This window comes from Inquilinus sp. 2KB_23 (assembly GCF_052115705.1).
Lineage (GTDB): Bacteria > Pseudomonadota > Alphaproteobacteria > DSM-16000 > Inquilinaceae > Inquilinus > Inquilinus ginsengisoli_A.
On record NZ_JBFRHF010000032.1, the window covers coordinates 59,322 to 85,453 of the forward strand.

General features: G+C 69.3%; 24 protein-coding genes and 1 pseudogene. 17 read left to right on the plus strand and 8 right to left on the minus strand.

Annotated elements, in window-relative coordinates:
• Positions 1-7: 7 nt before the first annotated feature.
• The 4 genes from AB4112_RS30970 to AB4112_RS30985 all read left to right on the plus strand — a co-directional run bounded on the left by AB4112_RS30970 (position 8) and on the right by AB4112_RS30985 (position 4,525).
• Positions 8-1,651, plus strand: coding sequence for a phytoene desaturase family protein (locus AB4112_RS30970; RefSeq protein WP_441725371.1), 1,644 nt, complete (start codon positions 8-10; stop codon positions 1,649-1,651).
• A 25-nt stretch (positions 1,652-1,676) separates the two neighbouring features.
• Positions 1,677-2,294 (plus strand): cupin domain-containing protein, encoded by a 618-nt coding sequence (locus AB4112_RS30975; RefSeq protein ID WP_309801696.1) that lies wholly within the window; start codon positions 1,677-1,679, stop codon positions 2,292-2,294.
• Positions 2,295-2,416: 122 nt separating this feature from the next.
• Positions 2,417-3,082, plus strand: coding sequence for a GntR family transcriptional regulator (locus tag AB4112_RS30980; RefSeq protein ID WP_309801697.1), 666 nt, complete (start codon positions 2,417-2,419; stop codon positions 3,080-3,082).
• Positions 3,083-3,172: 90 nt separating this feature from the next.
• A complete protein-coding gene (locus AB4112_RS30985) occupies positions 3,173-4,525 on the plus strand; it encodes an SLC13 family permease (protein WP_441725376.1) in 1,353 nt (450 codons plus the stop codon).
• Between the two features lie 40 nt (positions 4,526-4,565).
• Here the strand turns inward: AB4112_RS30985 and AB4112_RS30990 are convergent, their stop codons facing one another.
• From AB4112_RS30990 to argH, 4 genes are all read right to left on the minus strand, one after another.
• Positions 4,566-5,534, minus strand: coding sequence for a threonine ammonia-lyase (locus AB4112_RS30990; RefSeq protein WP_309801699.1), 969 nt, complete (start codon positions 5,532-5,534; stop codon positions 4,566-4,568).
• A gap of 73 nt (positions 5,535-5,607) precedes the next feature.
• Positions 5,608-8,109 (minus strand): TIGR02302 family protein, encoded by a 2,502-nt coding sequence (locus tag AB4112_RS30995; protein ID WP_441725380.1) that lies wholly within the window; start codon positions 8,107-8,109, stop codon positions 5,608-5,610.
• A gap of 17 nt (positions 8,110-8,126) precedes the next feature.
• Positions 8,127-9,389, minus strand: a complete 1,263-nt coding sequence (gene lysA, locus AB4112_RS31000) for a diaminopimelate decarboxylase (protein ID WP_309801701.1) — start codon at positions 9,387-9,389, stop codon at positions 8,127-8,129.
• 133 nt (positions 9,390-9,522) lie between these two features.
• Positions 9,523-10,947 (minus strand): argininosuccinate lyase, encoded by a 1,425-nt coding sequence (gene argH, locus AB4112_RS31005; protein WP_309801702.1) that lies wholly within the window; start codon positions 10,945-10,947, stop codon positions 9,523-9,525.
• A 14-nt stretch (positions 10,948-10,961) separates the two neighbouring features.
• On the opposite strand from argH, the gene AB4112_RS31010 reads away from it, so the two are divergent.
• From AB4112_RS31010 to zapE, 11 genes are all read left to right on the plus strand, one after another.
• Complete coding sequence (locus AB4112_RS31010; RefSeq protein ID WP_441725383.1) at positions 10,962-11,549, plus strand: TlpA family protein disulfide reductase; 588 nt, start codon at positions 10,962-10,964, stop codon at positions 11,547-11,549.
• Positions 11,550-11,817: 268 nt separating this feature from the next.
• A complete protein-coding gene (locus AB4112_RS31015; protein WP_309801705.1) occupies positions 11,818-12,048 on the plus strand; it encodes an AbrB/MazE/SpoVT family DNA-binding domain-containing protein in 231 nt (76 codons plus the stop codon).
• Entirely contained in the window at positions 12,038-12,445 is a 408-nt protein-coding gene (locus AB4112_RS31020; protein ID WP_441725386.1) for a PIN domain-containing protein, read from the plus strand. The genes AB4112_RS31015 and AB4112_RS31020 overlap by 11 nt, the downstream gene beginning before the upstream one ends.
• A gap of 115 nt (positions 12,446-12,560) precedes the next feature.
• Positions 12,561-13,445: an HpcH/HpaI aldolase/citrate lyase family protein gene (locus AB4112_RS31025; protein WP_441725389.1), complete on the plus strand. Its 885-nt coding sequence runs from the start codon at positions 12,561-12,563 to the stop codon at positions 13,443-13,445.
• A 163-nt stretch (positions 13,446-13,608) separates the two neighbouring features.
• Complete coding sequence (gene sdhC, locus AB4112_RS31030) at positions 13,609-14,016, plus strand: succinate dehydrogenase, cytochrome b556 subunit (protein WP_441725392.1); 408 nt, start codon at positions 13,609-13,611, stop codon at positions 14,014-14,016.
• Positions 14,016-14,411 carry a succinate dehydrogenase, hydrophobic membrane anchor protein gene (gene sdhD, locus AB4112_RS31035; protein WP_309801709.1) on the plus strand — a complete coding sequence of 132 codons (396 nt, stop codon included), beginning with the start codon at positions 14,016-14,018 and terminating at the stop codon, positions 14,409-14,411. Before sdhC ends, sdhD begins: the two co-directional genes overlap by 1 nt.
• A 4-nt stretch (positions 14,412-14,415) precedes the next feature.
• Positions 14,416-16,206 (plus strand): succinate dehydrogenase flavoprotein subunit, encoded by a 1,791-nt coding sequence (gene sdhA / locus AB4112_RS31040; RefSeq protein ID WP_309801710.1) that lies wholly within the window; start codon positions 14,416-14,418, stop codon positions 16,204-16,206.
• Positions 16,207-16,306: 100 nt separating this feature from the next.
• Positions 16,307-16,600 (plus strand): GIY-YIG nuclease family protein, encoded by a 294-nt coding sequence (locus AB4112_RS31045; RefSeq protein WP_441725397.1) that lies wholly within the window; start codon positions 16,307-16,309, stop codon positions 16,598-16,600.
• A gap of 98 nt (positions 16,601-16,698) precedes the next feature.
• Positions 16,699-17,481 carry a succinate dehydrogenase iron-sulfur subunit gene (locus AB4112_RS31050; RefSeq protein WP_441725400.1) on the plus strand — a complete coding sequence of 261 codons (783 nt, stop codon included), beginning with the start codon at positions 16,699-16,701 and terminating at the stop codon, positions 17,479-17,481.
• 145 nt (positions 17,482-17,626) lie between these two features.
• Positions 17,627-19,039 (plus strand): homospermidine synthase, encoded by a 1,413-nt coding sequence (locus tag AB4112_RS31055; protein WP_309801712.1) that lies wholly within the window; start codon positions 17,627-17,629, stop codon positions 19,037-19,039.
• Positions 19,040-19,231: 192 nt separating this feature from the next.
• Positions 19,232-20,389, plus strand: coding sequence for a cell division protein ZapE (gene zapE / locus AB4112_RS31060; protein ID WP_441725403.1), 1,158 nt, complete (start codon positions 19,232-19,234; stop codon positions 20,387-20,389).
• A 27-nt stretch (positions 20,390-20,416) separates the two neighbouring features.
• Here zapE and AB4112_RS31065 read toward each other — a convergent pair whose 3' ends face one another.
• Entirely contained in the window at positions 20,417-21,253 is an 837-nt protein-coding gene (locus tag AB4112_RS31065; RefSeq protein ID WP_309801716.1) for an oxidoreductase, read from the minus strand.
• Between the two features lie 109 nt (positions 21,254-21,362).
• On the opposite strand from AB4112_RS31065, the gene AB4112_RS31070 reads away from it, so the two are divergent.
• Positions 21,363-22,292, plus strand: a complete 930-nt coding sequence (locus AB4112_RS31070) for a LysR family transcriptional regulator (protein WP_441725407.1) — start codon at positions 21,363-21,365, stop codon at positions 22,290-22,292.
• 18 nt (positions 22,293-22,310) lie between these two features.
• On the opposite strand, the gene AB4112_RS31075 is transcribed toward AB4112_RS31070, so the two are convergent.
• Positions 22,311-23,210: an HNH endonuclease gene (locus AB4112_RS31075; protein ID WP_441725410.1), complete on the minus strand. Its 900-nt coding sequence runs from the start codon at positions 23,208-23,210 to the stop codon at positions 22,311-22,313.
• A gap of 55 nt (positions 23,211-23,265) precedes the next feature.
• On the minus strand, positions 23,266-23,700 hold the full coding sequence (mntR, locus tag AB4112_RS31080; protein WP_309801718.1) for a manganese-binding transcriptional regulator MntR: 435 nt from the start codon (positions 23,698-23,700) through the stop codon (positions 23,266-23,268).
• A 185-nt stretch (positions 23,701-23,885) separates the two neighbouring features.
• Between mntR and AB4112_RS31085 the strand changes: the two genes are divergently transcribed.
• Positions 23,886-25,259 (plus strand): Nramp family divalent metal transporter, encoded by a 1,374-nt coding sequence (locus AB4112_RS31085; RefSeq protein ID WP_441725414.1) that lies wholly within the window; start codon positions 23,886-23,888, stop codon positions 25,257-25,259.
• 236 nt (positions 25,260-25,495) lie between these two features.
• Here AB4112_RS31085 and AB4112_RS31090 read toward each other — a convergent pair.
• Positions 25,496-26,080 (minus strand): annotated as a pseudogene (locus AB4112_RS31090) (arylamine N-acetyltransferase family protein); the annotation flags it as partial.
• Positions 26,081-26,132 lie beyond the last annotated feature (52 nt).

A 26,132-nucleotide genomic window follows, 5' to 3' on the forward strand; every position in this document is an offset into this window, starting at 1 on the left:
TCGCACCATGACCACGACCTCGATCCCCCAGGGCAGCAGCACCACGGCCAAGCGCTACGACGCCATCATCATCGGCGCCGGCCACAACGGCCTGGTCTGCGCCAACTACCTCGCCCGGTCCGGCCTGAAGGTGCTGGTGCTGGAACGGCGCAAGGTGCTGGGCGGTGCCGCGGTGACCGAGGAGATTGCGCCGGGATTCCGCGCCTCGATCTTCTCCTACCTGATGAGCCTGCTGCACCCGCGCATCATCCGCGACTTCGAGCTGAAGAAGCATGGGCTGGAGGTGCTGCCCTGCTCCGACATGGTCTCGCCGGTCGGGGGCGACGACTACATCCTGTTCTCCGACGACATGGCCAAGACCCAGGCCAGCTTCGCCAAGTTCTCGAAGAAGGACGCCGCGATCTATCCCGAATTCGACCGCTACCTGCAGGAGGCGGCGCAGGTGGTGCGCAAGCTGCTGTGGGAGACGCCGGTCGACCCGGCCCGGCGCGACTGGCGCGGCTTCCGCGAGGGTGCCTCGATGCTGTGGCGGCACCGCAAGATCGGCCGGAAGATGTACCGCATCGCCGACATGCTGAGCATGAGCGCCTACGACTTCCTGCGCGAATGGTTCGAGGACGACCGGGTGATGGCGGTCCTGGCTTATTACGCCTCGATCGGCACCTTTGCCGGGCCGAAAACTCCGGGGTCGGCCTACGTCATCATGCACCACATCATGGGCGAGCATGAGGGCGCCGGCGGCTGGGGCTTCATCAAGGGCGGCATGGGCGCGATCACCCAGGCGCTGGCCTCCTACGGCCGCACCATCGGCGTCGACCATGTCACCGAGGCGGAGATCGCGGCGGTGCGGCTGACCGGCGACCGCGCCACGGCGGTGACCACGACCAAGGGCGACACCTATTCGGCCCGGGTCATCGTCTCCAACGCCAGCGCCAAGACGCTGTATCTCGACATGATCGGCGAGGCTCATCTGCCGGCCGAGGTGCTGCGCGAGATCCGCGGCTACCGCAGCTTCTCCACCGCCTTCAAGATGAACATCGCCTGCGAGCGGCCGCCGCAATACCGCATCCTGGACAAGGTGCGGACCGAGGGCGCGCTGGGCAATTTCAACTATCCGACCTACATGCACATCGCGCCCGACATCGACTATCTCGAACGGGCCTATGACGACGCCAAATACGGCTGGTATTCCAGCCGGCCGTTCCTGACCCCGGTGGTGCCGACCATCGTCGACGACACCCTGGCGCCGCCGGGCAAGCATGTCGTCAACCTGTTCGGCGGCCACGCCCCCTACACGCTGAAGGGCGGCGACTGGGCGACGGAGAAGGACAAGTTCCGCAAGACCGTGTTCGACACGATCGAGGACTACGCCCCCGGCTTCTCCAACGACGTGATCGAGGCCCAGCTGTTGGTGGCGCCGGACATCGAGCGCATCGTCGCCCTGCCCCAGGGCCACATCTTCCATGGTGAGCTGTCAACCGACCAACTGTTCTTCCAGCGCCCGGTCTCCGGCTATGCCGACTACCGCACGCCGTTCCGGGGGCTTTACATCTGCGGATCGTCGATGCATCCGGGTGGCGGCGTCTCCGGCATCCCCGGCCACAACGCCGCGCGCGAGATCCTGCGCGACGTCAAGGCCAGGCGGGCGTGAAGCCCGACGGCATGAAGGTGGGGCGATGACCGAAGGCGAACACTCGGACCTGGAAGCGGCGGAGGCCGAGGCGCCGCCGTCCGGCGACCCGGTCGACACCATCGGGCCGCAGATCCGCGAGCTGCGGCAGCAGCGCGGCCTGACCCTGACCCGGCTGGCCGCCACCACCGGCCTGTCGGTCGGCCACCTCTCGCAGGTCGAGCGCGGGCTGTCGACGCCGACCATCCGCCAGCTGCAGCTGATCAGCAGCGCCATGGGCGTGACCATCGGCTGGTTCTTCCGCGACCCCGAACCGCGCGACGACGAGGACCGCGTCGTGGTCCGCGCCGGGCGGCGCAAGGTGCTGGACATGGGCGGACTGGGCCTGACCGACGAGCTGCTGGTGCCGCATCTCGACGGCCAGCTGGAGCTGCTGCTGTGCACCATCCAGGCCGGCGCCGGCAGCCCGGACGCCTACACCCATGAGGGCGAGGAGGCCGGCTTCATCCTGTCCGGCGCGCTGGAGCTGTGGGTCGACGAGAAGCTGTACGTGCTGGGCACCGGCGACAGCTTCGCCCTGGCCAGCACCCGGCCGCACCGCTACCGCAACCCCGGCCCCGGCATCACCCAGGTGATCTGGGCGATCACCCCGCCCAGCTTCTGAGGGTGGACGCCGGCGCTCCATCGTCGCAAACCGATACGGTATTGCCTGGCGCGAAGCTTTGTGCATACATAATTGCTCAGACCGACAATGAACGTGCACAATAGACGCGCAGGGAGGCAACTTTGGACACGAAGCCCGATGCATCGCTGTCCGAGCGGATCCGGCTGGCCCTGACCGACGACATCTCCACCGGCCGCCTGGCGCCGGGGACGGTGCTGGACGAGGCGCAGCTGGCCGAGACCTACGGCGCGTCAAGAACCCCGGTGCGCGATGCCGTCCGCCACCTCGCCGCCGCCGGGCTGGTCGAGGTCCGGCCGCGCCGCGGCATCGTGGTACTGCCGATGACGGTCGAGACCCTGTCCGAGATGTTCGAGGTCACGGCCGAGGTCGAGGCGATGTGCGCCCGGCTGGCCACCAACCGCATGACCGCGCTGGAGCGCGGCAACCTGGCAGCGCTGCATGAAGCGTCGGAGGGGCATCTGAAGGCCGGCGACATCGCCGGCTACGATGCCTTCAACCTGGAGTTCCACGAGGCGATCTACCGGGCGACCCACAACGCCTTCCTGGTCGAGCACGCCCTGCAGCTGCGGGCCCGGCTGCTGCCGTTCCGGCGGACCCAGCTGCGCTATGCCGGCCGGCTGGTGCAGTCGCGCATCGAGCACGGCCAGATCCTGAAGGCGATGACCCGCGGCGACCCCGACGAGGCCGCCTTCGCCATGCGCGAGCACATGCTGAACGCCGGCAGCGCCCTGGCGCGCTTCCTGGCGCCGCCGCCCGCGACCGACTGAACCACGCCGCATCGCGCGGCATATAGCGGGACGGCGCAAACCGCCGCCCGCGCCGAAGACTCATATCTCGGACTCAAGGGGAGGAATCGCGTGTCCGCGCAGATCGCATCCATCATCGGGCTGGTCGTGATGTTCGTCGTCGCCACCGCCCTGCCGATCAACATGGGCGCCCTCGGCTTCGCCCTGGCCTTCCTGGTCGGGACGGTGTTCACCGGCATGTCGGCCACCGCCATCCTGGCCGGCTTCCCGGGCGACCTGTTCGTCACCCTGGTCGGCATCACCTACCTCTTCGCAATCGCCCAGAACAACGGCACGGTCGACTGGCTGGTGCATTACTCGGTGCGGCTGGTCGGCGGCCGGATCTCGGCGATTCCCTGGGTGATGTTCGCGGTCTCGGCCGTGCTGACCGGCATCGGCGCGGTCAGCCCCGGCGCGGTCGCCATCATCGCCCCGATCGCGCTGCGCTTCGCCGCCCGCTACCGCATCCACCCGATGCTGATGGGGCTGATGGTGGTGCATGGCGCCCAGGGCGGCGGATTCTCGCCGATCAGCATCTATGGCGGCATCACCAACCAGGTGGTGCAGCGCGCCGGCCTGCCGGGCGATGAGATCGTGCTGTTCCTGTCCAGCCTGGCGTTCAACTTCCTGATCGCCCTGGTGATCTTCTTCGTGTTCGGCGGCCACCGCCTGGCCCTGCGGCGCCCGGGCGACGACCTGGAGGCCACGGTCGATGCGGCGCAGCCCGACACCTCGGTCGCGGTGCGCGGCCATGGCGGCACCCCGGCGGCGCCGGCCGGGCCGCGGCCGGGCGCCGTGGTGCGCGAGGGCGCCGACGACCATGTCGCGCTCGACCGCGAGCAGGCGCTGACCCTGACCGGCCTGGTGGTGCTGGCGGTGGCGTCGCTGGCCTTCAGCCTGAATGTCGGGCTGGTGGCGATGAGCGTCGCGGTGGTCCTGGCCCTGGTCTGCCCCAAGGGGCAGAAGGGCGCGGTCGACAAGGTCAGCTGGTCGACCGTGCTGCTGATCGGCGGCGTCATCACCTATATCGGCGTGCTGCAGAAGGCCGGCGCGGTCGACTATGTCGGCGGCGGCGTCTCGGCCATGGCCATGCCGCTCTTGGGTGCGCTGCTGCTGTGCTATGTCGCCGGCGTGGTCTCGGCCTTCGCCTCCTCGGTGGCGGTGCTGGGCGCCACCATCCCGCTGGCGGTGCCGCTGCTGACCCAGGGCCATCTCGGCGTCCCCGGCCTGATCGCCGCGATCGCGATCTCGACCACCATCGTCGATGTCAGCCCGTTCTCGACCAACGGCGCGCTGGTGGTGGCCAACGCACACGGCATCGACCGCGACGCCTTCTTCCGGCAGATGCTGATCTACAGCGGGATCGTCGTCGTGGTCGGCCCGCTGCTGGCCTGGCTGGCCCTGGTGGTGCCGGGGATGTTCTGACCGGCCTGAACTGGCCGGCCAGAATTCATCGACCGACCGGTCAGGAAATGCCGAAGCGGCCGCGCCAGCGCTCGATGTCGTTCACGGTGACGTTGCCGCCGCACAGGATCAGGGCCAGCCGGGCGTCGCGCGGCAGCCGGTCCTTCAGGCGCAGCGCCGCGGCCAGGGTGCAGCCGGCGGCCGGCTCGGTCACCACCTTGGCCTGTTCGATCAGCATCTGCACGCCGCGCACAGCATCCGCGTCGGGCACCACCAGCACCTCCTCCACCGCGTCGCGCACGATCGCCAAAGTGCGTTCGGACACGGACGGCGCGCCAAGAGTGGTGGAGATCGAGGTGATGGCCGGCAGGCGCACCGGGTGCCCGGCCGCCAGCGCCTGGCTCATCGCGTCGGCGCCCTCGGTCTCGACGCCCCAGATCCGGATGTCGGGCCGCAGCGCCTTCACCGCGGTGATGACGCCCGAGATCATGCCGCCGCCGCCGATCGAGGCGATGATGTCGGTGGTGTCGGGCGCGTCCTCCAAGAGCTCCAGCCCCATGGTGCCCTGGCCGGCGATCACCCGGGGGTCGTCGAACGGATGGATCATGGTGCGGCCGGCCGCGCCCTGGCGCTCGGCCTCGGCGAAGGCGGCGGAGATGTCGTCCACCAGCACCACCTCGGCGCCCTCGGCGCGGGTGCCGGCGACGTAGTTCTGCGGCGTCGCCTTGGGCATGACCACGACGGCCTTGAGGCCCAGGATGCGGGCGGCATAGGCGACACCGAGGGCATGGTTGCCGCCGGAGACCGCGACCACGCCGGCGGCGCGTTCGGCCTCGTTGAGGCTGAGCATGGCGTTGAAGGCACCGCGCGGCTTGAACGAACCGGCATGCTGCAGCAGCTCCAGCTTGGTCACGACGGGCAGGCCGAGCGTGGCCCGCAGCAGCTCGCGCGGCACGGTCGGGGTGCGCAGCACATAGGGGGCGATGCGGGCGCGCGCCTCGCGGATGGTCTCGAGCGTGATCGCGGTCACGATGGTCCTCGTCCTGGCGGAAGCCGGGCCCGGACGGCCATCGGCTGGGGGCTGCGACCCGGAACCGAGCGACTCAGAACTGGCGCAGCAGCCTTTCGATATAATCCCGCTCCGGCGCCGGACGCGAGCGGTCGTTGAGGCGCTGGCGCAACTCGTCGAGGATGGCGCGGGCGCGCTCGGTGTCGAATTTGGTGGGCAGGCCGACATCGCCGTCGGTGGTGCCGCCGCTGTTGGTCAGGGGCCGGCCGAGCGGATCCTGGTTCTCGAAATTCTGCCCGTTCTGGCCCCGGCCCGCCATGCCGGGCTGGGCCGTCATGCCTTCCATCATCTGCTGCGCCATGCCCTGCAGCCCCTGCTGCAGCTGGTCCAGCGCCTCGGTCTGCGACGGCACCGCCCCTTCGGGGTTGCCCTGGGCCAGCGCGTCGCCCGCCTGCTTCATCGCCCGTTCGGCGCGGCCGAGCGGCATCGGGATATCGCCGCCCATGTCGCCGAGCTCGCGCATCACCTCGCCCAGCGCGCGGCGCAGCGCCTCCTGGGTCTGCGCGTTCTGCTCAGGCGTGCCCGGCGGCGGCTGGCCGGATTCGCCCTCCTCGCCGCCCTGCTGCGACTGCTGCTGGCGGAAGGTCTGGTCCAGCAGCTGGCGCTGCGCATTGGTCAGCTTCTGCAGGTCCTTCATCAGGTTCATGGCGCGCTGCTGGGCCTGGGCCTGTTCCTGGCTCATCGCGCCCATGCGCATGTTTTCCATCATGTTCTGCATCTGCGACAGCATCTGCCGGGCCTGGTCCTTGGCGCCGGATTCGGACAGCTGCTGCATGCGGTCGATCATGTCCTGGAACTGCTTGCGGTCCATCACCTGCGCGTCCGGCGGCAGCTGGGTCTCGGTCATCTCGCCGCGCCGCATCTTGTCCTGCATCTGCTCCGCCATCGCCTGGAGATAGCGGTCCATGGCGCGGCGCAGCTCGTCGGTCAGCTGCCGGATCTCCTCGTCGTTGGCGCCGCGCTCCAGCGCGTCGGCCAGCCGCTGCTGGGCGTCGCGCAGCGACCGCTCGGCCAACGACATGTCGCCGTCCTCGATGCGCAGCGCGGTGTCCCACAGCAGGTCACGCAGCGGCGCCACCGGCGGCGGCGCCGAATCTTCAGCGAAGAACAGCCGCCGGGCGGCGGTGCGCAGGGCCAGGAACACCACCTTGTCGTCGTAGTAGCGGTCCGGCCGCTGCGACAGCGTGTCCAGCGTCTCGGCCACGCTTTCGGCCTGGTCGGGCTGCAGCGTCAGGATTCGGCGCTGGTCGATGATGGCGCGGGCGACCGGGTGGTGGAATTCGCGCTCCGGCAGGGTCACCCGCTCCGGCGCGGTCACCGCGGTCTGGCCCGCCGCATCGGTTGCGGTCAGCACGATGTCGACTGCCTGGCCGGCCCAGGGATGCGGCGTCAGGTCCTGGTAGCTGGTCGACTTGACCTCGCGCGGCCAGCGCCCTGGCACCGACAGCGGGATCACCAGCGGCGTCGCGTCCAGCACCGCCGGCGCGCCGGGGGCCAGGGTCACGGTCGCGGTCAGCAGGGCGATGCCATAGTCGTCGGTCGCGGTGGCGTCGAGCCGCAGCGCCTGGCGTTCTGTCGGCTTGGGCTTCTGGCCGAAGGCGATGGTCGGCGGCGCATCGGGCAGGATCTTGACCGGCCAGTCGCCCAGCACGGTGCCGCCCTGGCTGACGGTCAGGCGGTCGCCCGCCGTCACCTTGGCCTGCAGCTCGAAGCTGCCGCCGTCGATGGTGGCGAAGTCGGTCTTGGCCCCGGCGAGGCTGAGGCTGGGCGTCGAATCGCCGCCGGCGACGCGGCCCACCAGGGCGCTGCCGACCGGGATCTCGATCGGCCCCGTGGCCGGGCCCGAGGCGCCGTTGGACGGCCCCGCGACTTGTCCCGCGGTCAGGTAGATCGGCGGCCGGCCGGTGTAGGTCGGCGGGGTGACGAACAGGTCGAGCCGCGGCGCGGTCGCCGCAGCGGCGCCGAACAGCCCGGGCGTCACGGCGCGGCCGAGCCGCGGCCCCCAGTCGCCGCCGGCGGTGACGAAGGCCAGGGCCAGGCCGATCACCACCAACCCGCGCAGGGCGAAGCGGTCGGTCTCGGCGTTGCGCGGCCGCGGCAGGCCCGGCCGCAGCGCCCGCAGCTGGGCGGCGCGCAGCAGCTGGTGGCGCTGCCACAGGGCTCGGCTGAGCGCGTCGGTGGTGCCGGTCGCCTGGGTGTCGTGCAGGCCGGTCAGCGGCCGGTGGTCGATGCCGCTGTCGCGTTCCAGCCGGCGCCGCGCGGCGAAGCCGTCGGGCAGGCGCAGGCGCCACAGCGGCCGGCTGGCCAGCATCAGCCCCGCCGCGAAGCCGGCCAGGATCAGCGCATGCAGCCAGCCCGGCAGGTCGGGCAGCAGGTCGAAGCCGGCGATGACGAGGAAGGCGCCCAGCACGGTGACGGCCGGCCAGGTGGCACGCCACACCACCTCCCAGGCCGCAGCGGCCCAGGCCAGCGCGATCTTGACGCGCGGCTCGGACGGCGCAGCCGTCTTGGGAGACTCGCTCGGGTTCCGGGCCACCTCTCCTCAAACCTCCGTCATGCCAGCCAGGGCGGCAGGCTCTCTCCAGCGACCATCTCTTCAAATGTGGGCCGTTTTCTGACGATGGCAAAGTGGTCTTTGTCGACCAGCACCTCCGGCACCAGCGGCCGGGTGTTGTAGGTCGACGCCATCACCGCGCCATAGGCGCCGGCGCCGGTGAAGGCGACCAGGTCGCCGGCGGCCAGCGGCGGCAACGCCCGGCCCTTGGCGAAGGTGTCGCTGCTTTCGCACACCGGGCCGACCACGTCGAATTCGGCCTCCACCGCGCCTTCCGCCGGCTGGCGCAGTGGCACGATGCCGTGCCAGGCGTCGTACATCGCCGGGCGGATCAGGTCGTTCATCGCCGCGTCGAGGATGACGAAGTTGCGGGTCCGGCCCGGCTTGATGAAGATCACCCGCGACAGCAGGACGCCGGCGTCGCCGCAGATCGACCGCCCGGGTTCGACCATCAGGCTGCAGCCGAGGTCGCCGACGGTCTCGCGCACGATCCGGGCGTAGTCGGCCAGCGACGGCGCCGCGTCGCCCTTGTAGGAGATGCCGATGCCGCCGCCGAGGTCGAGCCGCTCGACCACATGGCCGGCGCCGCGCAGCTCGCGCACCAGCTCGGCCAGGCGGCGATAGGCGTCGCGATAGGGCGACAGGTCGAGCAGCTGGCTGCCGATATGGGCGGCGATGCCGACCGGGCGGACGCCCGGCAGGATGTGCGCCCGCTCGAACGCCGCGGCCGTGTCCTCCAGCTCGATGCCGAATTTGTCGCCCTTGCGGCCGGTCGAGATCTTGGCGTGGGTCTTGGCGTCGACGTCGGGGTTGACCCGGAACACCACCACCGCGTCGCGCCGGACCCGGACCGCGACCTGGGACAGCAGTTCCAGCTCCTGCAGCGATTCCACGTTGATCTGGTGGATGCCTGCCAGGAGCGCCGCCTCGAGGTCCTCCGCCGTCTTGCCGACGCCGGAGAAGACGATGCGGTCGGCCGGGCAGCCGGCGGCGAGCGCCCGCTGCATCTCGCCGGTCGAGACCACGTCCACCCCGGCCCCCTGGCGCACCAGGGTGCGCAGCACGGCGAGGTTGGAATTGGCCTTGGCGGCGAAGCAGACCGACATCGGCAGGCCGGCCAGCGCGTCGACATAGGCGCGATAGTTCGCGACCAGCGCCGCCGAGGAATAAACATAGGCCGGCGTGCCGACCTGGGCGGCCACGGCGGCGAGATCGACGTCCTCGGCGAAGAGGGCGCCGTTGCGATAGGAAAAAGCGGTCATGTGGAGGGATAGCCCCGCGGGTAGGCCGACGTCTTGGGGTCGGGTGCGCTGACCGACGCCGCCTTCTTGCCGCAGGCGACGAGGCCGAAGGCAAGGGTGGCGGCGAGGAGGAGACGCAGGAGGACGGACGGTTTCACAGGAAACGCTCCTTTGCGGTGCGGACGGCCTCGCGCACCCGGTCGGGGGCCGTGCCGCCGAAGCTCTTGCGGCTGGCGACCGAGGCCTCGGCCGTCAGCACGGCGTAGACGGCATCGGTGATGCCGGCATGGACCGCCTGCATCTCGGCCAGCTTGAGGTCGGACAGGCCGCAGCCCTTGTCCTCGGCCAGCTTCACCAGATGGCCGGTGATGTGGTGCGCCTCGCGGAACGGCACGCCCAGGGTTCGCACCAGCCAGTCGGCCAGGTCGGTGGCGGTCGGGAAGCCCGCCTCGGTGGCCCGGCGCATCGCCTGCGGGTTGACGGTCCAGCTTTCGACCATGCCGGTCAGGGCCGCCAGGCACAGCATCAGCGTGTCGTCGGCGTCGAACACCGGCTCCTTATCCTCCTGCATGTCCTTCTGGTAGGTCAGGGGCAGGCCCTTCATCACCGTCAGCAGGGCGGCCAGGCCGCCGAAGACGCGGCCGGTCTTGCCGCGCACCAGCTCGGCCGCATCCGGGTTGCGCTTCTGCGGCATGATCGAGGAGCCGGTCGAGAAGCCGTCGGACAGGCGGATGAAGCGGAACTGCGGCGTCGACCAGAACACGATCTCCTCCGCCAGCCGCGACAGGTGCATGGCGCAGATGCCCGCGGTGGCGAGGTAGTCGAGCGCGAAGTCGCGGTCGGACACGCTGTCGAGCGAATTGGCGGTCGGCCGGTCGAAGCCCAGCGCCGCGGCGGTCATGTGCCGGTCGATCGGGTAGGGCGTGCCGGCCAGGGCGGCGGCGCCGAGCGGGCATTCATTGGCCCGGGCGCGGGCATCGGCGACGCGGCTGCGGTCGCGGCCCAGCATCTCGACATAGGCCAGCAGGTGATGGCCGAAGACGATCGGCTGGGCGACCTGGAGATGGGTGAAGCCGGGCAGGATGGTGTCGGCATGCGCCTCGGCCTGGCCGATCAGCGCGGCCTGCAGCGCCTGCATCCCCTGGTCCAGCCGGTCGAAGGCGTCGCGCACCCACAGGCGGAAATCGGTCGCCACCTGGTCGTTGCGGCTGCGCGCGGTGTGCAGCCGGCCGGCGGCCGGGCCGATGATTTCGGTCAGCCGCGACTCCACGTTGAAGTGGATGTCCTCGAGCGAAGTCTTGAATTCGAACCGGCCCTCGGCGATCTCCTGCTCGATCTGGTCGAGGCCGCCTGTGATCGCCGCAGCGTCTTCGGCGGGAACGATGCCCTGGGCGGCGAGCATTGCGACATGAGCGCGCGACCCGGCGATGTCCTGCGCCCAGAGCTTGCGGTCGAAGCCGATCGAGGCATTGATCCGCTCCATGATCGCAGCCGGGCCGGCGGCGAAGCGGCCGCCCCACATGGGATTGGTGCCCTTGTCGGGCACGACGGGGGCGGCAGGCTGGGTCGGATCGGGCATGGGGAGCGGACCGGATGAGCAGAAGAGGAACGATCGCCGGGGGCGTGGCCGGCCTGGTACTGCTGCTGGCGGCGGGTGCGGCCTGGTGGACGCAGCGGACCCCGGAGGGCCGGCCGCCCCTGGGCGGCGCCGTCGCCAGTTTCGTCCTGGCCGACCGGACGGAGCCGGCCCCGGAGATTACCTTCTCCGACGCCGCGGGCAACACCCTTCGTCTCGCCGACTTCAAGGGCAAGGTGGTGCTGGTCAATCTGTGGGCGACCTGGTGCGCCCCCTGCGTCAAGGAGATGCCGGCGCTGGACCGGCTGCAGGCCAAGCTGGGCGGGCCGGATTTCACGGTGCTGGCGCTGTCGATCGACCGCGAGGGGCTGGCCAAGGTGCAGCCCTTCTTCGCCCAGAACAAGATCGCGGCGCTGGCCGCCTATCTCGACCCGGCCGGGCGGTCGCCGGCGCTGTTCGGCGCCCGCGGCCTGCCGACCACGCTGCTGATCGGGCGCGACGGCACCGTGATCGGCCGGCAGGAGGGCGGCGCCGCCTGGGACGAGGAAGCCGCCATCCGGCTGATGCGGTACTATCTCGATCTCGGGAAGGCCAAGTCGGCCTGAGACGCGGTCTCGCGGCGGCGACGGCTCAGATCGGTCTCTCAGAGGGGCGTGGCGCCCACATAGAAACCGAGCAGCAACATCACGCCATAAACCCAGATAATCGTGCGGAGCATCATGACCTTTGTCCTCGGGCTCTAGGCCCGAAGACAGATGTACGCCGTCCATCGTGAAATCACTGTGACCGCGGTCACGGCTTCGGCCGCTGGGCAGGATTGTCCCGTGCGCAGCCTCATGATATACATAGAGACATGTATATCATGGTGATGTCATGCGTGTAGCCAAATGGGGGAACAGCCTGGCGGTGCGGCTGCCCGCCGCCGTGGTCGAGGCGCTGAGCCTGAAGGAGGGCGACGACGTCGAGATCCACATCGCCGCCGACCGAACCTTCCTGGTGGACCGGGACCGCAGCCGGAGTGAGGCGCTCGACCGGCTCCGCGCCCTGCGGCGACCCCTGCCGCCCGGGTTCCGCTTCGACCGCGAGGAGGCCAATGGCCGCTGACGCGTTCCTGGACACCAACATCCTGCTCTACGCGATCGCCCAGGACGACAGCCGCAGCGCCATCGCGGAAGCGCTCCTCGCCTCCGGCGGCGTGATCAGCGTGCAGGTGCTGAACGAGTTCGCCTCCGTCGGCCGCCGCAAGCTCGGGATGTCCTGGGACGAGATCGGCGAGGCGCTGTCCGCGATCCGTGCCCTCTGCCCGCCGGTCGTGCCGATCACGGTCGAGACCCACGATGCCGCGCTCGCGATCGCCGCTCGGCTGGGCCTCAACCTCTACGACGCCTTGATCGTCGCGTCGGCGCTGCAGTCGGGGTGCCGGACGCTGTTTTCCGAGGACATGCAGGACGGCCAAAGCATCGACGGCCTGACCATCAGGAACCCGTTTGCCGCGTCCTGAGACTTTTGATCTGTCATGCCCGGGCTTGACCCGGGCATCCAGAAACTGTCGACATCTTCTGGATTGCCGGGTCAGGCCCGGCAATGACAGGTAGAGAGTCAGAGAGGTGCACCCGATGATCCTCCCCCGCCGCTCGCTGCTCTACGTCCCCGGCGCCAATGCCCGCGCGCTGGAGAAGGCCCGGACCCTGCCGGCCGACGGGCTGATCCTCGACCTCGAGGATTCGGTGGCGCCCGAGGCCAAGGCTGAGGCCCGCGACCGGGTGGTGGCCGCGGCCCAGGCCGGGGGCTGGAGCCCGCGCGAGGTGCTGATCCGCGCCAACGCCCTGGACACGCCCTGGGGCGCGGACGACCTGGCCGCCATCGCCACCAGCGATGCCCACGGCGTCGTGCTGTCCAAGGTCGAGCGGCCGGAGACGGTGCGCGAGGCCGGGGCGGCCCTGAGTGCCGCCGGCGCCCCCGACAGCCTGGCCCTGTGGTGCATGATCGAGACGCCGCTGGGCGTGCTGAACGCCGCCGCCATCGCCGGGGCCACGCCACGCCTCGCCGGGGGGCGCGTGGCCGGGCTGATCCTCGGCACCTCGGACCTGGCCAAGGATCTGCGCGCGGCGCATGAGCCGGGGCGGCAGCCACTGCTGACCGCGCTGGGGTTGTGCCTGCTGGCCGGGCGGGCCTACGGGCTGGCGGTGATCGACGGCGTGCATCTCGACCTCGAGGACGAGGCCGGCTTCGCCGAGTCGTGCCGCCAGGGCGCGGCGCTGGGCTTCGATGGCAAATCGCTGATCCACCCCAAGACCATCGCCGCCGCCAACACCGCCTTCGCCCCGACGGTCGAGGCGGTGGAGAACGCCCATCGGGTGATCGCCGCCCATGCCGCGGCCCTGGCCGCCGGCCGCGGCGTCACCGTGGTCGACGGCCGGCTGGTCGAGGCGCTGCATGTCAGCGAGGCGGAACGGCTGGTGGCGCTGGACCGCATCATCGCCGAGCGCGTCCGGGGTTAGCGTCCGGGGCTAGTTGAGAACCACTCGCATCTACTTGATAAACCAGGGCAGTTCGTTGACTTGCTGCAGTGCGGCGCGTAAGTCACTGACGACCCGTTCAGGCTCGTTCGCGACTGGCCGCGCCGTGTCTGGATGCCCTTTTTGCGCATCGGAGTAAGTCCGCATGTCCGCCTCCGAGGCAGTTCCTCAGAAACGGCCGAGGCCTCTGTCGCCCCATCTGCAGATCTACCGCCCGCAGATCAGCAGCGCGCTGTCCATCTTCCACCGCATCACCGGCTGCGCCCTGGCCGTCGGCTCGGTGCTGCTGGCGTGGTGGGTGATCGCCGCCGCCGCCGGCCCCGCCGCCTTCGAGAACGCGCAGTGGTTCCTGGGCTCCTGGCTCGGCCTGCTGATGCTGTTCGGCTGGTCGGCGGCGCTGTTCTACCATCTCTGCGCCGGCATCCGGCACCTCGCCTGGGACGCCGGCTATGGCTACGACCTGCCGACCATGCAGAAGACCGGCTATGCCGTGCTGATCGCCACCGGCGTGCTCACGGTGCTGGCCTGGATCGTCGGTCTGGTGGTGTGGTGATGACGACCAAGGACACCTCGCTCCGCACCCCGCTGGGCCAGGCCCGCGGCCTGGGCTCGGCCAAATCCGGCTTCCTGCACTGGCGCACCCTGCGCGTCACCGCGCTGGCGCTGATCCCGCTGACCATCTGGTTCGTGATCGCGGTGATCGCCCATCTCGGCGCGCCGCTGCCGGAGCTGCGGGCCTGGATCGGCCACCCGATCAACGCCGCCCTGTTCATCCTGTTCATCGCCATCGGCCTGCATCATGCCGCCAATGGCGTGACCGAGGTCTACGAGGACTACGTCCACGGCCACCACACCAAGCTGATCGCCGACCTGGCGACCAAGGGCCTGGCCCTGTTCCTGGGGGCGGCCATGATCGTCTCCGTCCTCAAGATCGCCATTCTGGGATAACCCCATGCCTGCGTCCTACACCATCATCGATCACCACTACGATGTCATCGTGGTGGGCGGCGGCGGCGCGGGTCTGCGCGCCACCTTCGGCATGGCCGAGAAGGGGCTGAAGACCGCCTGCATCACCAAGGTGTTCCCGACCCGCAGCCACACCGTGGCGGCCCAGGGCGGCGTCTCGGCCGCGCTCGGCAACATGGGGCCGGACGACTGGCGCTGGCACATGTACGACACCATCAAGGGGTCGGACTGGCTGGGCGACCAGGACGCGATCGAATATATGGTGCGCGAAGCGGTCCCTGCGATTATCGAACTTGAGCACTACGGCATGCCCTTCAGCCGTACGGCAGAGGGCAAGATCTACCAGCGCGCCTTCGGCGGCATGACCACCGAATACGGCAAGGGCCGCGCCTACCGCACCTGCGCCGCGGCCGACCGCACCGGCCACGCCATGCTGCACACCCTGTATCAACAGGCGTTGAAACATGACGCCGAGTTCTTCATCGAGTATTTCGCGCTCGACCTGATCATGGACGACGAGGGCGTGTGCCGCGGCCTCATGGCCTGGAACCTGGACGACGGCACCATCCACCGCTTCCTCGGCCACCAGACGGTGCTGGCGACCGGCGGCTACGGCCGGGCCTACTTCTCCTGCACCTCGGCCCACACCTGCACCGGCGACGGCGCCGGCATGGCCGCCCGCGCCGGCCTGCCACTGCAGGACATGGAGTTCGTGCAATTCCACCCCACCGGCATCTACGGCGCCGGCTGCCTGATCACCGAGGGCGTGCGCGGCGAGGGCGGGTACCTGACCAATTCCGAGGGTGAGCGCTTCATGGAGCGCTACGCCCCCTCGGCCAAGGACCTGGCGTCGCGCGACGTGGTCAGCCGGTCGATGACCATCGAGATCCGCGAGGGCCGCGGCGTCGGGCCGAACAACGACCACATCCACCTGCATGTCGAGCATCTCGACGCCGACATCATCCACCACCGCCTGCCGGGCATCGCCGAAAGCGCGAAGATTTTCGCCGGCGTCGACGTGACCAAGGAGCCGATCCCGGTCCTGCCGACGGTGCACTACAACATGGGCGGCGTGCCGACCAACGTGCATTGCGAGGTGATCAACCCGACCGCCGCCGACCCGAACCGCGTGGTTCCGGGGCTGATGGCGATCGGCGAGGCCGCCTGCGTCTCGGTGCACGGCGCCAACCGCCTGGGGTCGAACTCGCTGCTCGACCTCGTGGTGTTCGGCCGCGCCGCCGCGATCCGCTGCTCCGAGATCATCAAGCCGGGCCAGACCCACAAGCCGACCCCGGCCAATGCCGGCCAGTTCGCGCTCGACCGCCTCGACCGCCTGCGCCATGCCAAGCACGAGGTCCGCACCGCCGACCTGCGGCTGGAGATGCAGCGGACGATGCAGAACGACGCCGCCGTGTTCCGCACCGGCCAGACCCTGGCCGAGGGCTGCGAGAAGATGGACGTCACCTGGGACAAGCAGAAGGGCCTGGGCGTCGAGGACAAGTCGCTGATCTGGAACTCGGACCTGGTGGAGACGCTGGAGCTCGAGAACCTGATGATCAACGCGGTGTCGACCATCCGGTCGGCGGTCAACCGCGAGGAGAGCCGTGGCGCCCATGCCCGCGAGGACTTCGCCGACCGCAACGACGTCGACTGGATGAAGCACAGCGTCATCTGGATCGACGAGGCCGGCAAGACCCGCATCGACTATCGCCCGGTCCATCTCCAGCCGATGACCAACGAAGTCCAGAGCTTCCCGCCGAAGCCGCGGGTGTACTGACGGAGGATACGAAGGCCAACCTGTTCACCGCCATCAACTCTGGAGTTCGTCTCTCTTGGCCGTCATCCCCGCGAAAGCGGGGATCTCCTCGGGAACTCGGATGGACAAATCCTTCTTCGTCTACATCATGGCGAGCCGGAAGGACGGTGTGCTCTACGCCGGTGTCACGTCCAATCTCCCGAAGCGGGCCTGGGAGCATCGAAACAAGATCGTTCCGGGGTTTACGACACGTTATGGCGTCGGACGCCTGGTCTGGATCGAACGGCACGATGACGCGGAAGCGGCCATCCGTCGCGAGAAGCAGATCAAGAAATGGCGGAGAACATGGAAGGTCGAGCTGATCGAGAAGGACAATCCGGCCTGGGCCGATCTGTTCGACTCGCTGAACGAGTAGGCAAGAGATCCCCGCTTTCGCGGGGATGACAAGGTTGGTAATGGGCTGTGATCGTGGCCCGGCGCCGGAACAAAGGTCGAGTGCGACCCGAGGACGACATGGCCGAATTCACCCTCCCCCGCAATTCGAAGGTCCAGCCCGGCAAGACCATCCGGGTTCCCGGCGAGATCAAGACGCCGCGGAGCTTCAAGGTCTATCGCTGGGATCCTGACACCGACGAGAATCCCCGGCTCGACACCTACGAGATCGACCTGTCGCGCTGCGGGCCGATGGTTCTTGACGCCATCATCCACATCAAGAACGACATCGACTCGACCCTGACCTTCCGGCGGTCCTGCCGCGAGGGCATCTGCGGGTCCTGCGCGATGAACATCGACGGCACCAACACCCTGGCCTGCCTCAAGCCGATCGAGGAGGTGAAGGGCGACGTCAAGATCTACCCGCTGCCGCATCTGCCGGTGGTGAAGGATCTGGTGCCCGAGCTGACCCACATCTACGCCCAGTACGCCTCGATCAAGCCGTGGCTGCAGAGCGAGAGCCCGCCGCCGCCGGACCGCGAGCGGCAGCAGAGCCCGGAGGAGCGCGAGAAGCTCGACGGCCTCTACGAGTGCATCCTGTGCTTCTGCTGCTCGACCAGCTGCCCGAGCTACTGGTGGAACGGCGACAAGTATCTCGGCCCCGCGGTGCTGCTGCAGGCCTATCGCTGGATCGCCGACAGCCGGGACGAGATGACCGGCGAGCGGCTGGACGCGCTGGAGGATCCGTTCCGCCTCTACCGCTGCCACACCATCATGAACTGCACCAAGACCTGCCCGAAGGGACTGAACCCGGCCAAGGCGATCGGCGAGATCAAGAAGCTGATGCTCGAACGCGCCGGCTGAACAGCGCCGATCCACCTCAAAACGTCACAAAAAAGCGCTGGTGACCCCGGCGCTTTTTTCATATCACCCGCCCAGTCTGCCAAGACCCGTCCACCTCACGGAGCGATCTTGAACGCACCACACACTCGAGGAGTGTTTCCCTAAAATGACCCATCCCGCGCGCACACCCTTCACCGGCCGCATCCTGATGGTCGGCTTCGGCTCGATCGGCCAGGGCGTGCTGCCGCTCCTGCTGCGGCACCTGACCCTGACCCCCGATCGCGTCACCATCGTCACGGCGGAGACGAGAGGCCAGAAAGAGGCGGAGCTGTTCGGCGTCCGCTTCATCCATGAACCGGTCACGCGCGGCAACTACCGGACCCTGCTGGAACCCCTGTTCGGCCCGGGCGACGCCCTGGTCAACCTGTCGGTCGACGTCTCCTCGGTGGCGCTGATCGAACTGGCGCGGCAGCACGGGGCGCTCTACATCGACACCTGCATCGAGCCCTGGCTCGGCGGCTACACCGACCCCGATCTCGGCCCGGCCGACCGGTCGAACTATGCGCTGCGCGAGGCCGCGCTGGCGCTGGGCCGCGCCCCCGGCGCGCCGACCGCGGTGGTGACCCATGGCGCCAATCCCGGCCTGGTCTCGCATTTCACCAAGCGCGCGCTCCTGAACATCGCCGCCGCCACCGGCTTCGAGCCGCCGGTGCCGGCCGACCGCGCCGGCTGGGCGACACTGGCGCAGACGCTCGGGGTCAAGACCATCCATGTCGCCGAGCGCGACACCCAGGTGGCCCGCTTCCCGAAGAAGCCGGGCGAATTCGTCAACACCTGGTCGATCGACGGCTTCGTCGGCGAGGGCTGCCAGCCGGCCGAGCTGGGCTGGGGCAGCCATGAGCGCCACTTCCCGGCCGATGGCCACCGCCACGAGAAGGGCAGCCAGGCGGCGATCTGGCTGGCCCGCCCCGGCGCCGCGACCCGGGTGCGGACCTGGACCCCGCTGGCCGGGCCCATCCACGGCTTCCTGATCACCCACAACGAGGCGATCTCGCTGGCCGACTACCTCACGGTCGGATCGGGCACCCAGCCGGAATACCGGCCGACGGTGCACTACGCCTACCACCCGTCCGACGACGCGGTGCTGTCGGTGCATGAGTTCGCCGGCCGCAACTACGAGCTGCAGCCCGAGAAGCGGCTGATGATGGACGAGATCATCGAGGGCATGGACGAGCTGGGCGTGCTGCTGGCCGGCCATGCCAAGGGCGCCTACTGGTACGGCTCGCGCCTGACCATCGGCGAGGCGCGCGAGCTGGCGCCGCACAACAACGCCACCAGCCTGCAGGTGACGGCGGCGGTGCTGGGCGGGCTGGTCTGGGCGATCGAGAACCCCGACCGCGGGCTGGTCGAGCCCGAGGAGATGGACCATGAGCGGGTGCTGGAGGTGGCGGCGCCCTATCTCGGCGAACTCGCCGGCGCCTTCACCGACTGGACCCCGCTGGACGGCCGCGGCCAGCTGTTCCCCGAGGACATCGACACCGAAGACCCCTGGCAGTTCAAGAACATCCGGGTGGTGTGAGAAAACGATCGGGTAGGTTGGGTTCGCTTTGGCGAATCCAACACCTCTTCATGCACTGACGTCGCGATGTTGGGTTCGCCGAGGGCGAACCCAACCCACAGCCGGACGCTCGACGCCTCCCCCGGAGTCAGCCCAGGGATGCGCCGCCTCACCCTGGAATTTCGCCGGGGCTTGGGCTAAGCACGCTGCGACATGCCCGACATTGCCGCGCCAGACGACGAACCGCTCGCCCTCTATCGCCGCCGGATCGCCGACGGCGCGCTGCGGGCCGATCCCGCCCAGGCCGCGGCGGCCGAGAAGCTGCAGCGGCTGCACCGGCAGCTGCGCAGCTACACCCCACCCGATCCCGAGGCCGGCAACGGCCTGCTCGCCAGGCTCGGCTTCGGCAGGAAGAAGCCGGCGGCCGACCCGCCGCGCGGCCTCTACTTCTGGGGCGGCGTCGGGCGCGGCAAGTCGATGCTGATGGACCTGTTCTTCGAGACCACGCCGGTGCCGCGCAAGCGCCGCGTGCATTTCAACGCCTTCATGCTCGAGGTCCACCAGCGCATCCATGAATGGCGCCAGTCCGGCGCCGCCGCCGAGGGGGACGCCGACCCGATCCCGCCGCTGGCCCGCCGCGTCGCCGCCGAGGCCTGGCTGCTGTGCTTCGACGAGTTCCACGTCGTCGACATCGCCGACGCCATGATCCTGGGCCGGCTGTTCCAGGCGCTGTTCGGCCTGGGCGTGATCGTGGTCGCCACCTCGAACTGGCCGCCGGACGACCTGTACAAGGACGGGCTGCAGCGCGACCGCTTCCTGCCCTTCATCGCCATGATCAAGAAGAAGCTGGAGGTGGTGCAGCTGGATGGCGGCCGCGACTACCGCCTCGACCGGCTGCGCGGCCGGCCGGTCTACCATTCGCCGCTGGGCGCCATGGCGCACAAGGCGCTGGCCGGGCTGTTCGCCGACCTGACCGACGGCGCCGAGGGCCAAGCCGTCACCCTGCCCGTCCCGGGCGCGCGAACCCTGGAGGTGCCGCGCGCGGCGAAGGGCGTGGCGTGGTGCGACTTCGACGCGCTGTGCGGCCGGCCGCTGGGCGCCGCCGACTACCTGACCCTGGCCGCCGCCTTCCACACCGTGATCATCGAGGGCGTGCCGCGCTTCACCGAGGCCCGGCGCAACGAGATGAAGCGCTTCATCGTGCTGATCGACAGCCTGTACGAGGCCCGCCGCCGGGTGGTGATCGCCGCCGAGGCCCCGGTCACCCAGCTCTATGCCGGCGACAGCCACGCCCTGGAATTCGCCCGAACCGAAAGCCGGCTGATGGAAATGCAGTCGGTCGACTACATCGAGGCGAAGAAGGCGGCCTGACGGCCGCCCCTCCCCTGCCGACGGATCTCAGGCCGGTTCGGCCGCCGGGAAATCGGTGCTGCGGGTCACCTCTTCCCAGCGGTTCATCTCCTCGATCAGCGCGTCCAGCTTGGTCTGGGCCCGCAGCAGGGCATCGCTTCCCAGCAGCAGGTGCAGCGGCGGATTGTCCGACCGGACGGCCGCGAGGATCGCCTGCGCCGCCCGGTCGGGATCGCCGAGCTGCTTCCCGGCCATGGTGTCGAATGCGGCCGCGCTGCGCCCGACGCTCGCCGCATAGGCCGCGCCCTCCGCCTCGCTCTTGCGGATCGAATGCGTCGACAGGAAGTCGGTCCGGAAGGCGCCCGGCGCCACCGCGGTCACCTTGATGCCGAGCGGCGCGACCTCCTGCGCCAGGCCCACGCTCAGCCCTTCCAGGGCATGCTTCGCCGCGCCGTACAGGCTGGAGCCGGGACCGGGAGCGCGGCCCGCGATCGAGGTGATGTTGACGATGTGGCCCGCCCCTTGAGCCCGCAGATGCGGCAGGGCCGCGCGGATGATGCGGAACGGCGAGAACACGTCGACGTCGAACAGCCGGGCCACATCCGCGTCATCTGCCTTCTCGACCGCGCCGAGCAGGCCGTAGCCGGCATTGTTGACGATCACGTCGACGCGGCCGGCCAGGGCGAAGGCGCGTTCGACCGCCGCCTCCGCCGCGGCGCCGTCGGCGAGGTCGAGGGCCAGGACATGCAGCGTCCCCGCCTTGGCCGAAAGATCGGGCGCGCCGCTTCGGACGGTGCCGATGACGGTGTCGCCATCCGCCAGCGCAGCCTTGGCCAGCGCCAGCCCGAGGCCGCGGGAAATGCCGGTGATGAACCAGGTCTTCATAAGAGGTCTCCTTTGTGCGACCCCTGAAATAGGCCCGGCCGCCCGCCTTCAGAATGCACGCCGCTCTGACAGCGCTTGTAAGCTGACCTTAAAAGCGGTTGATTGGGCCATGGATCCCCTGTTGTCGGGCAGCGACTACAACCAGCTGCGGGCCTTCGTCGCCGTCGGCGACCTGCTGAGCTTCAGCCGGGCGGCGGAGATGCTCGGCGTCTCGCCCTCGGCCCTGAGCCAGATGGTGCGCGGCTTCGAGGAGCGCGTCGGGGTGCGGCTGCTGAACCGCACCACCCGCAGTGTCGCGCTGACCGATGCCGGCGAGAACCTGCTGCACCGGGTGCGGCCGGTGGTGGCGGAGCTGAGCCAGGCCATCGGCCAGGTGCGGCGCTATCGCGAACGCCCGGCCGGCACGGTGCGCATCCACGCCTTCCGCTCGGCCGCGGAGAGCTTCATCCAACCGATCCTGGCGGCCTTCGCCGAATCCTATCCGGATGTGGTGCTCGACATCACCCTCGGCGACGAGGTGATCGACATCGTCGCCGGCGGCTTCGATGCCGCGATCCGCATCGGCGAGGTGATCGAACGGGACATGGTCGCGGTCCGCCTGGGCCCGGCAATGCGCCAGGTCGCGGTGGCATCCCCCGCCTATCTCGCCGCCCATGGCCGGCCGGAGCATCCGCGCGACCTGGTGCAGCACCGCTGCGTCCGCTGGCGCTGGCCGGGCCGCGCCACGCCCTATGCCTGGGAGTTCTTCGAGGACGGCAGCTGGTTCTCGGTCGCGGTCGACGGCCCCCTGATCGTCAACGACAAGGAGATGGCGCGGCGCGCGGCCCTGCAGGGCATCGGCATCGCCTTCCCGGTCGAGCAGACGGTGGCGGGCGACATCGCCGCGGGCCGGCTGGTGCCGATGCTGGAACGCTGGTCCGCGACCTTCCCCGGATTGTTCCTGTGCTATCCGCAGCAGCGCCAGATGGCCCCCGCCCTGCGCGCCTTCATCGACGCGGTGAAGGCCGCGGCTGCGGGAACGGCGCTGGCGTCGGGTTGATGATGTCGCCGCATCGCATCACTGTTTGAAGCAGTGCTCGCGATGCCACTGCAGGAAATGTGGATGCGGCCGGTCCAGCGGTCGCTGGGGTGACCGCGCGCGGCCGGTCCGGTTGATGAAGGCGCGGATGCTGTCCTGGTCGTTGGCTTGGCGTGAGATCAGGATCTCCAGGTCATCGCCCAGGCTGATCAGCCCGCGATCGAACATCCAATGCGCCGTCCCGGACAGGGCGATCCCGTTGCTGACAATATCAGGACCACTCGCCTCGACCGGCCGGATATGAGCAGCGGCGACCTCCGCGCGGCCACCACCATTGATCAGCTTGAGACCGGTGATCGCGCAGCGCTCGTCATAGGCCCGCAGGACGACCCGACGGAAAACCCGGTCCCGCACGATCCGTGAGGTGATGGAACTCACCCTGTCGCGGGTCTGCTCGAATTCCACCGGTGCCTGCTCCTCCTGGAATCCGAGGGGCGGAGCAGCCTCGCCAACACGCGGCAGCACGGGCTCGCTCTGGTCGAGGCCCAGGGCGACGATCCGGTTGAAGTCGCCGGGAGAAAGCGGCCGCACGGCCGATTGGGCTCGGCCGGATATGCGTCCTTGCTCGTTCAGCACGCCTCGCTCCACCACTCCATCGACATCGTTAAACGGGACGGGGCTGGCAAAGTCGAGATAGCTTCCGGGCTCGATCAAAGCGACGTACATGCCGGAGGCCGCGGGATCGGAAATGACCTGCTGCACCTTCGCGACGGCGAAGTAGCCGCGCGTCTCCGCGACCTTTCGAGGCTCGTAGTAGATGATCCAGTCGCCGGCGCAGGCCTGGACACGACCGAGATACTGGCTGGGAAACTGATACCGCTCAGCAGGGCTGTCGTCGTAGATCGAATCTGAGCGGTGGATGAAGACCCCGAATCCCATGAAGCCTGTATAGCGTGCCCTCGATTCGAGAACACGCCTCTTTCAGGCACTAACCTCAGGCCTTCGGCACCACCAGGCGCTCGAAGGCGGCCAGGGTCTCTTCGCTGACATGGTGCTCGATGCCCTCGGCATCGATCTCGGCGACGTCGTCGCTGACCCCGATCGACTTCAGGAATTCGACCACGATGCGGTGCCGCTTGCGGCAGGCATCGGCCATCGCCCGGCCGGCATCGGTCAGAAAGATCGAGCGGTAGGGCCGGGCGCTGACCAGCCCCTCGCGCTGCAGCCGGGCCACGGTCTTGTTCACCGTGGCATGGGCCACACCGAATCGCTCCGCCAGCTCGACGATCCGCGCCTCGCCCTGGCTGTCGATCAGCTCGGCGATCATCTCGACATAGTCTTCCGCCGTCTCCGTCTGCCGGGCCTGGCGCACGCGGCTGAAGCCGGCGGCCTGAAGCTCGGTGTCGGCGAGGCGATCCTGGTCATCCATCTCGTCTGTCCCTGGAAGGGGCCGGCGCATTTTGCGGCGCATCATACTGACGGGACCGGAAATGACAAGGTTATGACGCTTGCCAAGAAGTTAGCCGTGGCTACATTATAAGGACAGATCATCGATCGGTAGCCGGCATTCGACCGGAGGCGAGATCGTGCGGAAGCGGAAGTGAACGAGCGCGCATGATGAGAAGCGATATCACTGCCCACGACGTCGGCCCGCAGGGCAGCCCCTCCGGCGCCGGCTGGCGCACCGACCCCACGGCCCCGAGCCTGCCCGAGGTCCATCGCAGCATCGCCATCCCGCATGGCGCAGGCTGGCTGCGCAAGCTGTTCGCCTTCGCCGGCCCCGGCTACCTCGTCGCCGTCGGCTACATGGACCCGGGCAACTGGGCGACCGACCTCGCCGGCGGTTCGGCCTTCGGCTACACGCTGCTGTTCGTGATCTTGCTGTCCAACGTGATGGCGATCCTGCTGCAGGCTCTGTCGGCCAAGCTGGGCATCGTCACCGGGCGCGACCTGGCCCAGGCCTGCCGCGACCATTATCCGCGGCCGGTGGCGATCGCACTGTGGTTCCTGTGCGAGATCGCGATCGTCGCCTGCGACCTGGCCGAGGTGATCGGCACCGCGATCGCGCTGCAGCTGCTGTTCGGCATTCCGCTGCTGTGGGGCGTGGTGCTGACCGCGCTGGACGTCATGGTGGTGCTGTACCTGCAGAACCGCGGCTTCCGGCACCTAGAGGCGTTCATCATCGGGCTGATGGTGATCATCGCCGGCTGCTTCCTGGTCGAGCTGATCCTGGCCCAGCCGGTGATGGCCGATGTCGCCCGCGGCTTCCTGCCGTCGTCCGAGATCGTGACCAACCCGATGATGCTGTACATCGCCATCGGCATCATCGGCGCGACGGTGATGCCGCATAACCTCTACCTGCACTCCTCGATCGTGCAGACCCGGGCCTATGAGCGGACCGACACCGGCAAGCGCGAGGCCATCCGCTTCGCCACCATCGATTCGACCGTGGCCCTGATGATCGCCCTGTTCATCAACGCCGCGATCCTGATCCTGGCCGCCGCCGCCTTCCACACCAGCGGCCGCACCGACGTCGCCGAGATCCAGGACGCGTATCAGCTGCTGGCGCCGGTGCTGGGCGTCGGCATCGCCAGCACGCTGTTCGCGGTGGCGCTGCTCGCCTCCGGCCAGAATTCGACGCTGACCGCCACCCTGGCCGGCCAGATCGTGATGGAAGGCTTCCTCTCGATCCGGCTGCGGCCCTGGGTGCGGCGGCTGATCACCCGCGGCATCGCCATCGTGCCGACCGTGATCGTGACCGCGATGTATGGCGAGAGCGGCACCGCCAACCTGCTGGTGCTGAGCCAGGTGATCCTGAGCCTGCAGCTGCCCTTCGCGGTGGTGCCGCTGGTCGCCTTCACCAGCGACCGCGCCAAGATGGGCCGCTTCGCCAACCCAGCCTGGCTGAAATGGACGGCCTGGGGCGTTTCGGCCGTGATCATCGTGCTGAACGTCAAGCTGATCTTCGACTGGATCACCGGGGCGTAGCCGGCGCCCCCGCGAACAGCCGCGCCAGGGCCCGGTCCAGGCCGGGCCTGTCCGGCAGGGCCAGGCCGAACACCCCGGCCAGCATCGCCTTCAGCTCGTCCACATCGGCCAGCCGGCGCCGCTCGGTGCCGCCGCCGAGATGGTGGACCGCGAAATCCGCATCGCGCAGGGTGTAGCCCCCCCTCCGCCGCCCGCGCGGCGCTGAGGCCGGTGACGAAATGCGAGTCCGGATGGGTAGCGACGTACCAGTTCGGCGCCTCGCAATCGATCGGCTGCTGCGCCTGCAGGTCGAAGCGGTAGAGCGACTTCCATTCCGCCCCGATCAGCGCCTGCAGCTTGAACCCGTCCTCGAGCCGGACCAGGCGGAACGGCTCATGCGGCGTCGGCTGCTCGAGGTCGGGCTCCAGCCGCAGCACGCCGGTCAGGGTCTGCCCGCCGAAGCCGACATCGACGATCCGCGGCCCGTCGGCGAGATCGACCTGCAACAGCATGTGGCTGCGCTGGCCGATGTGATCCTCGGCCTGGCCCCACAGCACCCGCGCGAGACGGATCGAGGTGCGGAAGCCGATCGCGACCAGCGCCGCCCGCAGCAGCAGGTTCTGCTCGTAGCAATAGCCGCCGCGCCGGCCCTGGACCAGCTTGCGCTGCAGCGAATCCAGGTCCAGCCGCGGCGCCTGGCCGCCGAAGGAATCGAGGTTCTCGAAGGCGATCGTCGCCGTGTGCCGCCGCACCAGCGCCTGCAGCGTCCCGAGGTCGGGCGCCACCGGGCCGTCCTGGCCGATGCGGCGGAGATAGGCGTCGAGATCGAAGCTGTCGGTCATGGCGGCTCTCCTCCCTCCACGACAGCGCGGAGGGAGGAGAGCCTAACCTGAT

Excerpts from the sequence above, each read along its gene's own strand:
- mntR (WP_309801718.1), bottom strand. The coding sequence starts at position 23,700 with ATGGATGACCAGGATCGCCTCGCCGACACCGAGCTTCAGGCCGCCGGC.
- AB4112_RS30975 (WP_309801696.1), top strand. The coding sequence starts at position 1,677 with ATGACCGAAGGCGAACACTCGGACCTGGAAGCGGCGGAGGCCGAGGCG.
- AB4112_RS31065 (WP_309801716.1), bottom strand. The coding sequence starts at position 21,253 with ATGAAGACCTGGTTCATCACCGGCATTTCCCGCGGCCTCGGGCTGGCG.
- lysA (WP_309801701.1), bottom strand. The coding sequence starts at position 9,389 with ATGACCGCTTTTTCCTATCGCAACGGCGCCCTCTTCGCCGAGGACGTC.
- AB4112_RS31025 (WP_441725389.1), top strand. The coding sequence starts at position 12,561 with ATGATCCTCCCCCGCCGCTCGCTGCTCTACGTCCCCGGCGCCAATGCC.
- AB4112_RS31055 (WP_309801712.1), top strand. The coding sequence starts at position 17,627 with ATGACCCATCCCGCGCGCACACCCTTCACCGGCCGCATCCTGATGGTC.
- argH (WP_309801702.1), bottom strand. The coding sequence starts at position 10,947 with ATGCCCGATCCGACCCAGCCTGCCGCCCCCGTCGTGCCCGACAAGGGC.
- AB4112_RS31045 (WP_441725397.1), top strand. The coding sequence starts at position 16,307 with ATGGACAAATCCTTCTTCGTCTACATCATGGCGAGCCGGAAGGACGGT.
- AB4112_RS31050 (WP_441725400.1), top strand. The coding sequence starts at position 16,699 with ATGGCCGAATTCACCCTCCCCCGCAATTCGAAGGTCCAGCCCGGCAAG.
- sdhA (WP_309801710.1), top strand. The coding sequence starts at position 14,416 with ATGCCTGCGTCCTACACCATCATCGATCACCACTACGATGTCATCGTG.
- AB4112_RS31075 (WP_441725410.1), bottom strand. The coding sequence starts at position 23,210 with ATGGGATTCGGGGTCTTCATCCACCGCTCAGATTCGATCTACGACGAC.
- AB4112_RS31085 (WP_441725414.1), top strand. The coding sequence starts at position 23,886 with ATGATGAGAAGCGATATCACTGCCCACGACGTCGGCCCGCAGGGCAGC.
- AB4112_RS31010 (WP_441725383.1), top strand. The coding sequence starts at position 10,962 with ATGAGCAGAAGAGGAACGATCGCCGGGGGCGTGGCCGGCCTGGTACTG.
- AB4112_RS30970 (WP_441725371.1), top strand. The coding sequence starts at position 8 with ATGACCACGACCTCGATCCCCCAGGGCAGCAGCACCACGGCCAAGCGC.
- AB4112_RS31070 (WP_441725407.1), top strand. The coding sequence starts at position 21,363 with ATGGATCCCCTGTTGTCGGGCAGCGACTACAACCAGCTGCGGGCCTTC.
- zapE (WP_441725403.1), top strand. The coding sequence starts at position 19,232 with ATGCCCGACATTGCCGCGCCAGACGACGAACCGCTCGCCCTCTATCGC.
- sdhC (WP_441725392.1), top strand. The coding sequence starts at position 13,609 with ATGTCCGCCTCCGAGGCAGTTCCTCAGAAACGGCCGAGGCCTCTGTCG.
- AB4112_RS31020 (WP_441725386.1), top strand. The coding sequence starts at position 12,038 with ATGGCCGCTGACGCGTTCCTGGACACCAACATCCTGCTCTACGCGATC.
- AB4112_RS31015 (WP_309801705.1), top strand. The coding sequence starts at position 11,818 with ATGCGTGTAGCCAAATGGGGGAACAGCCTGGCGGTGCGGCTGCCCGCC.
- sdhD (WP_309801709.1), top strand. The coding sequence starts at position 14,016 with ATGACGACCAAGGACACCTCGCTCCGCACCCCGCTGGGCCAGGCCCGC.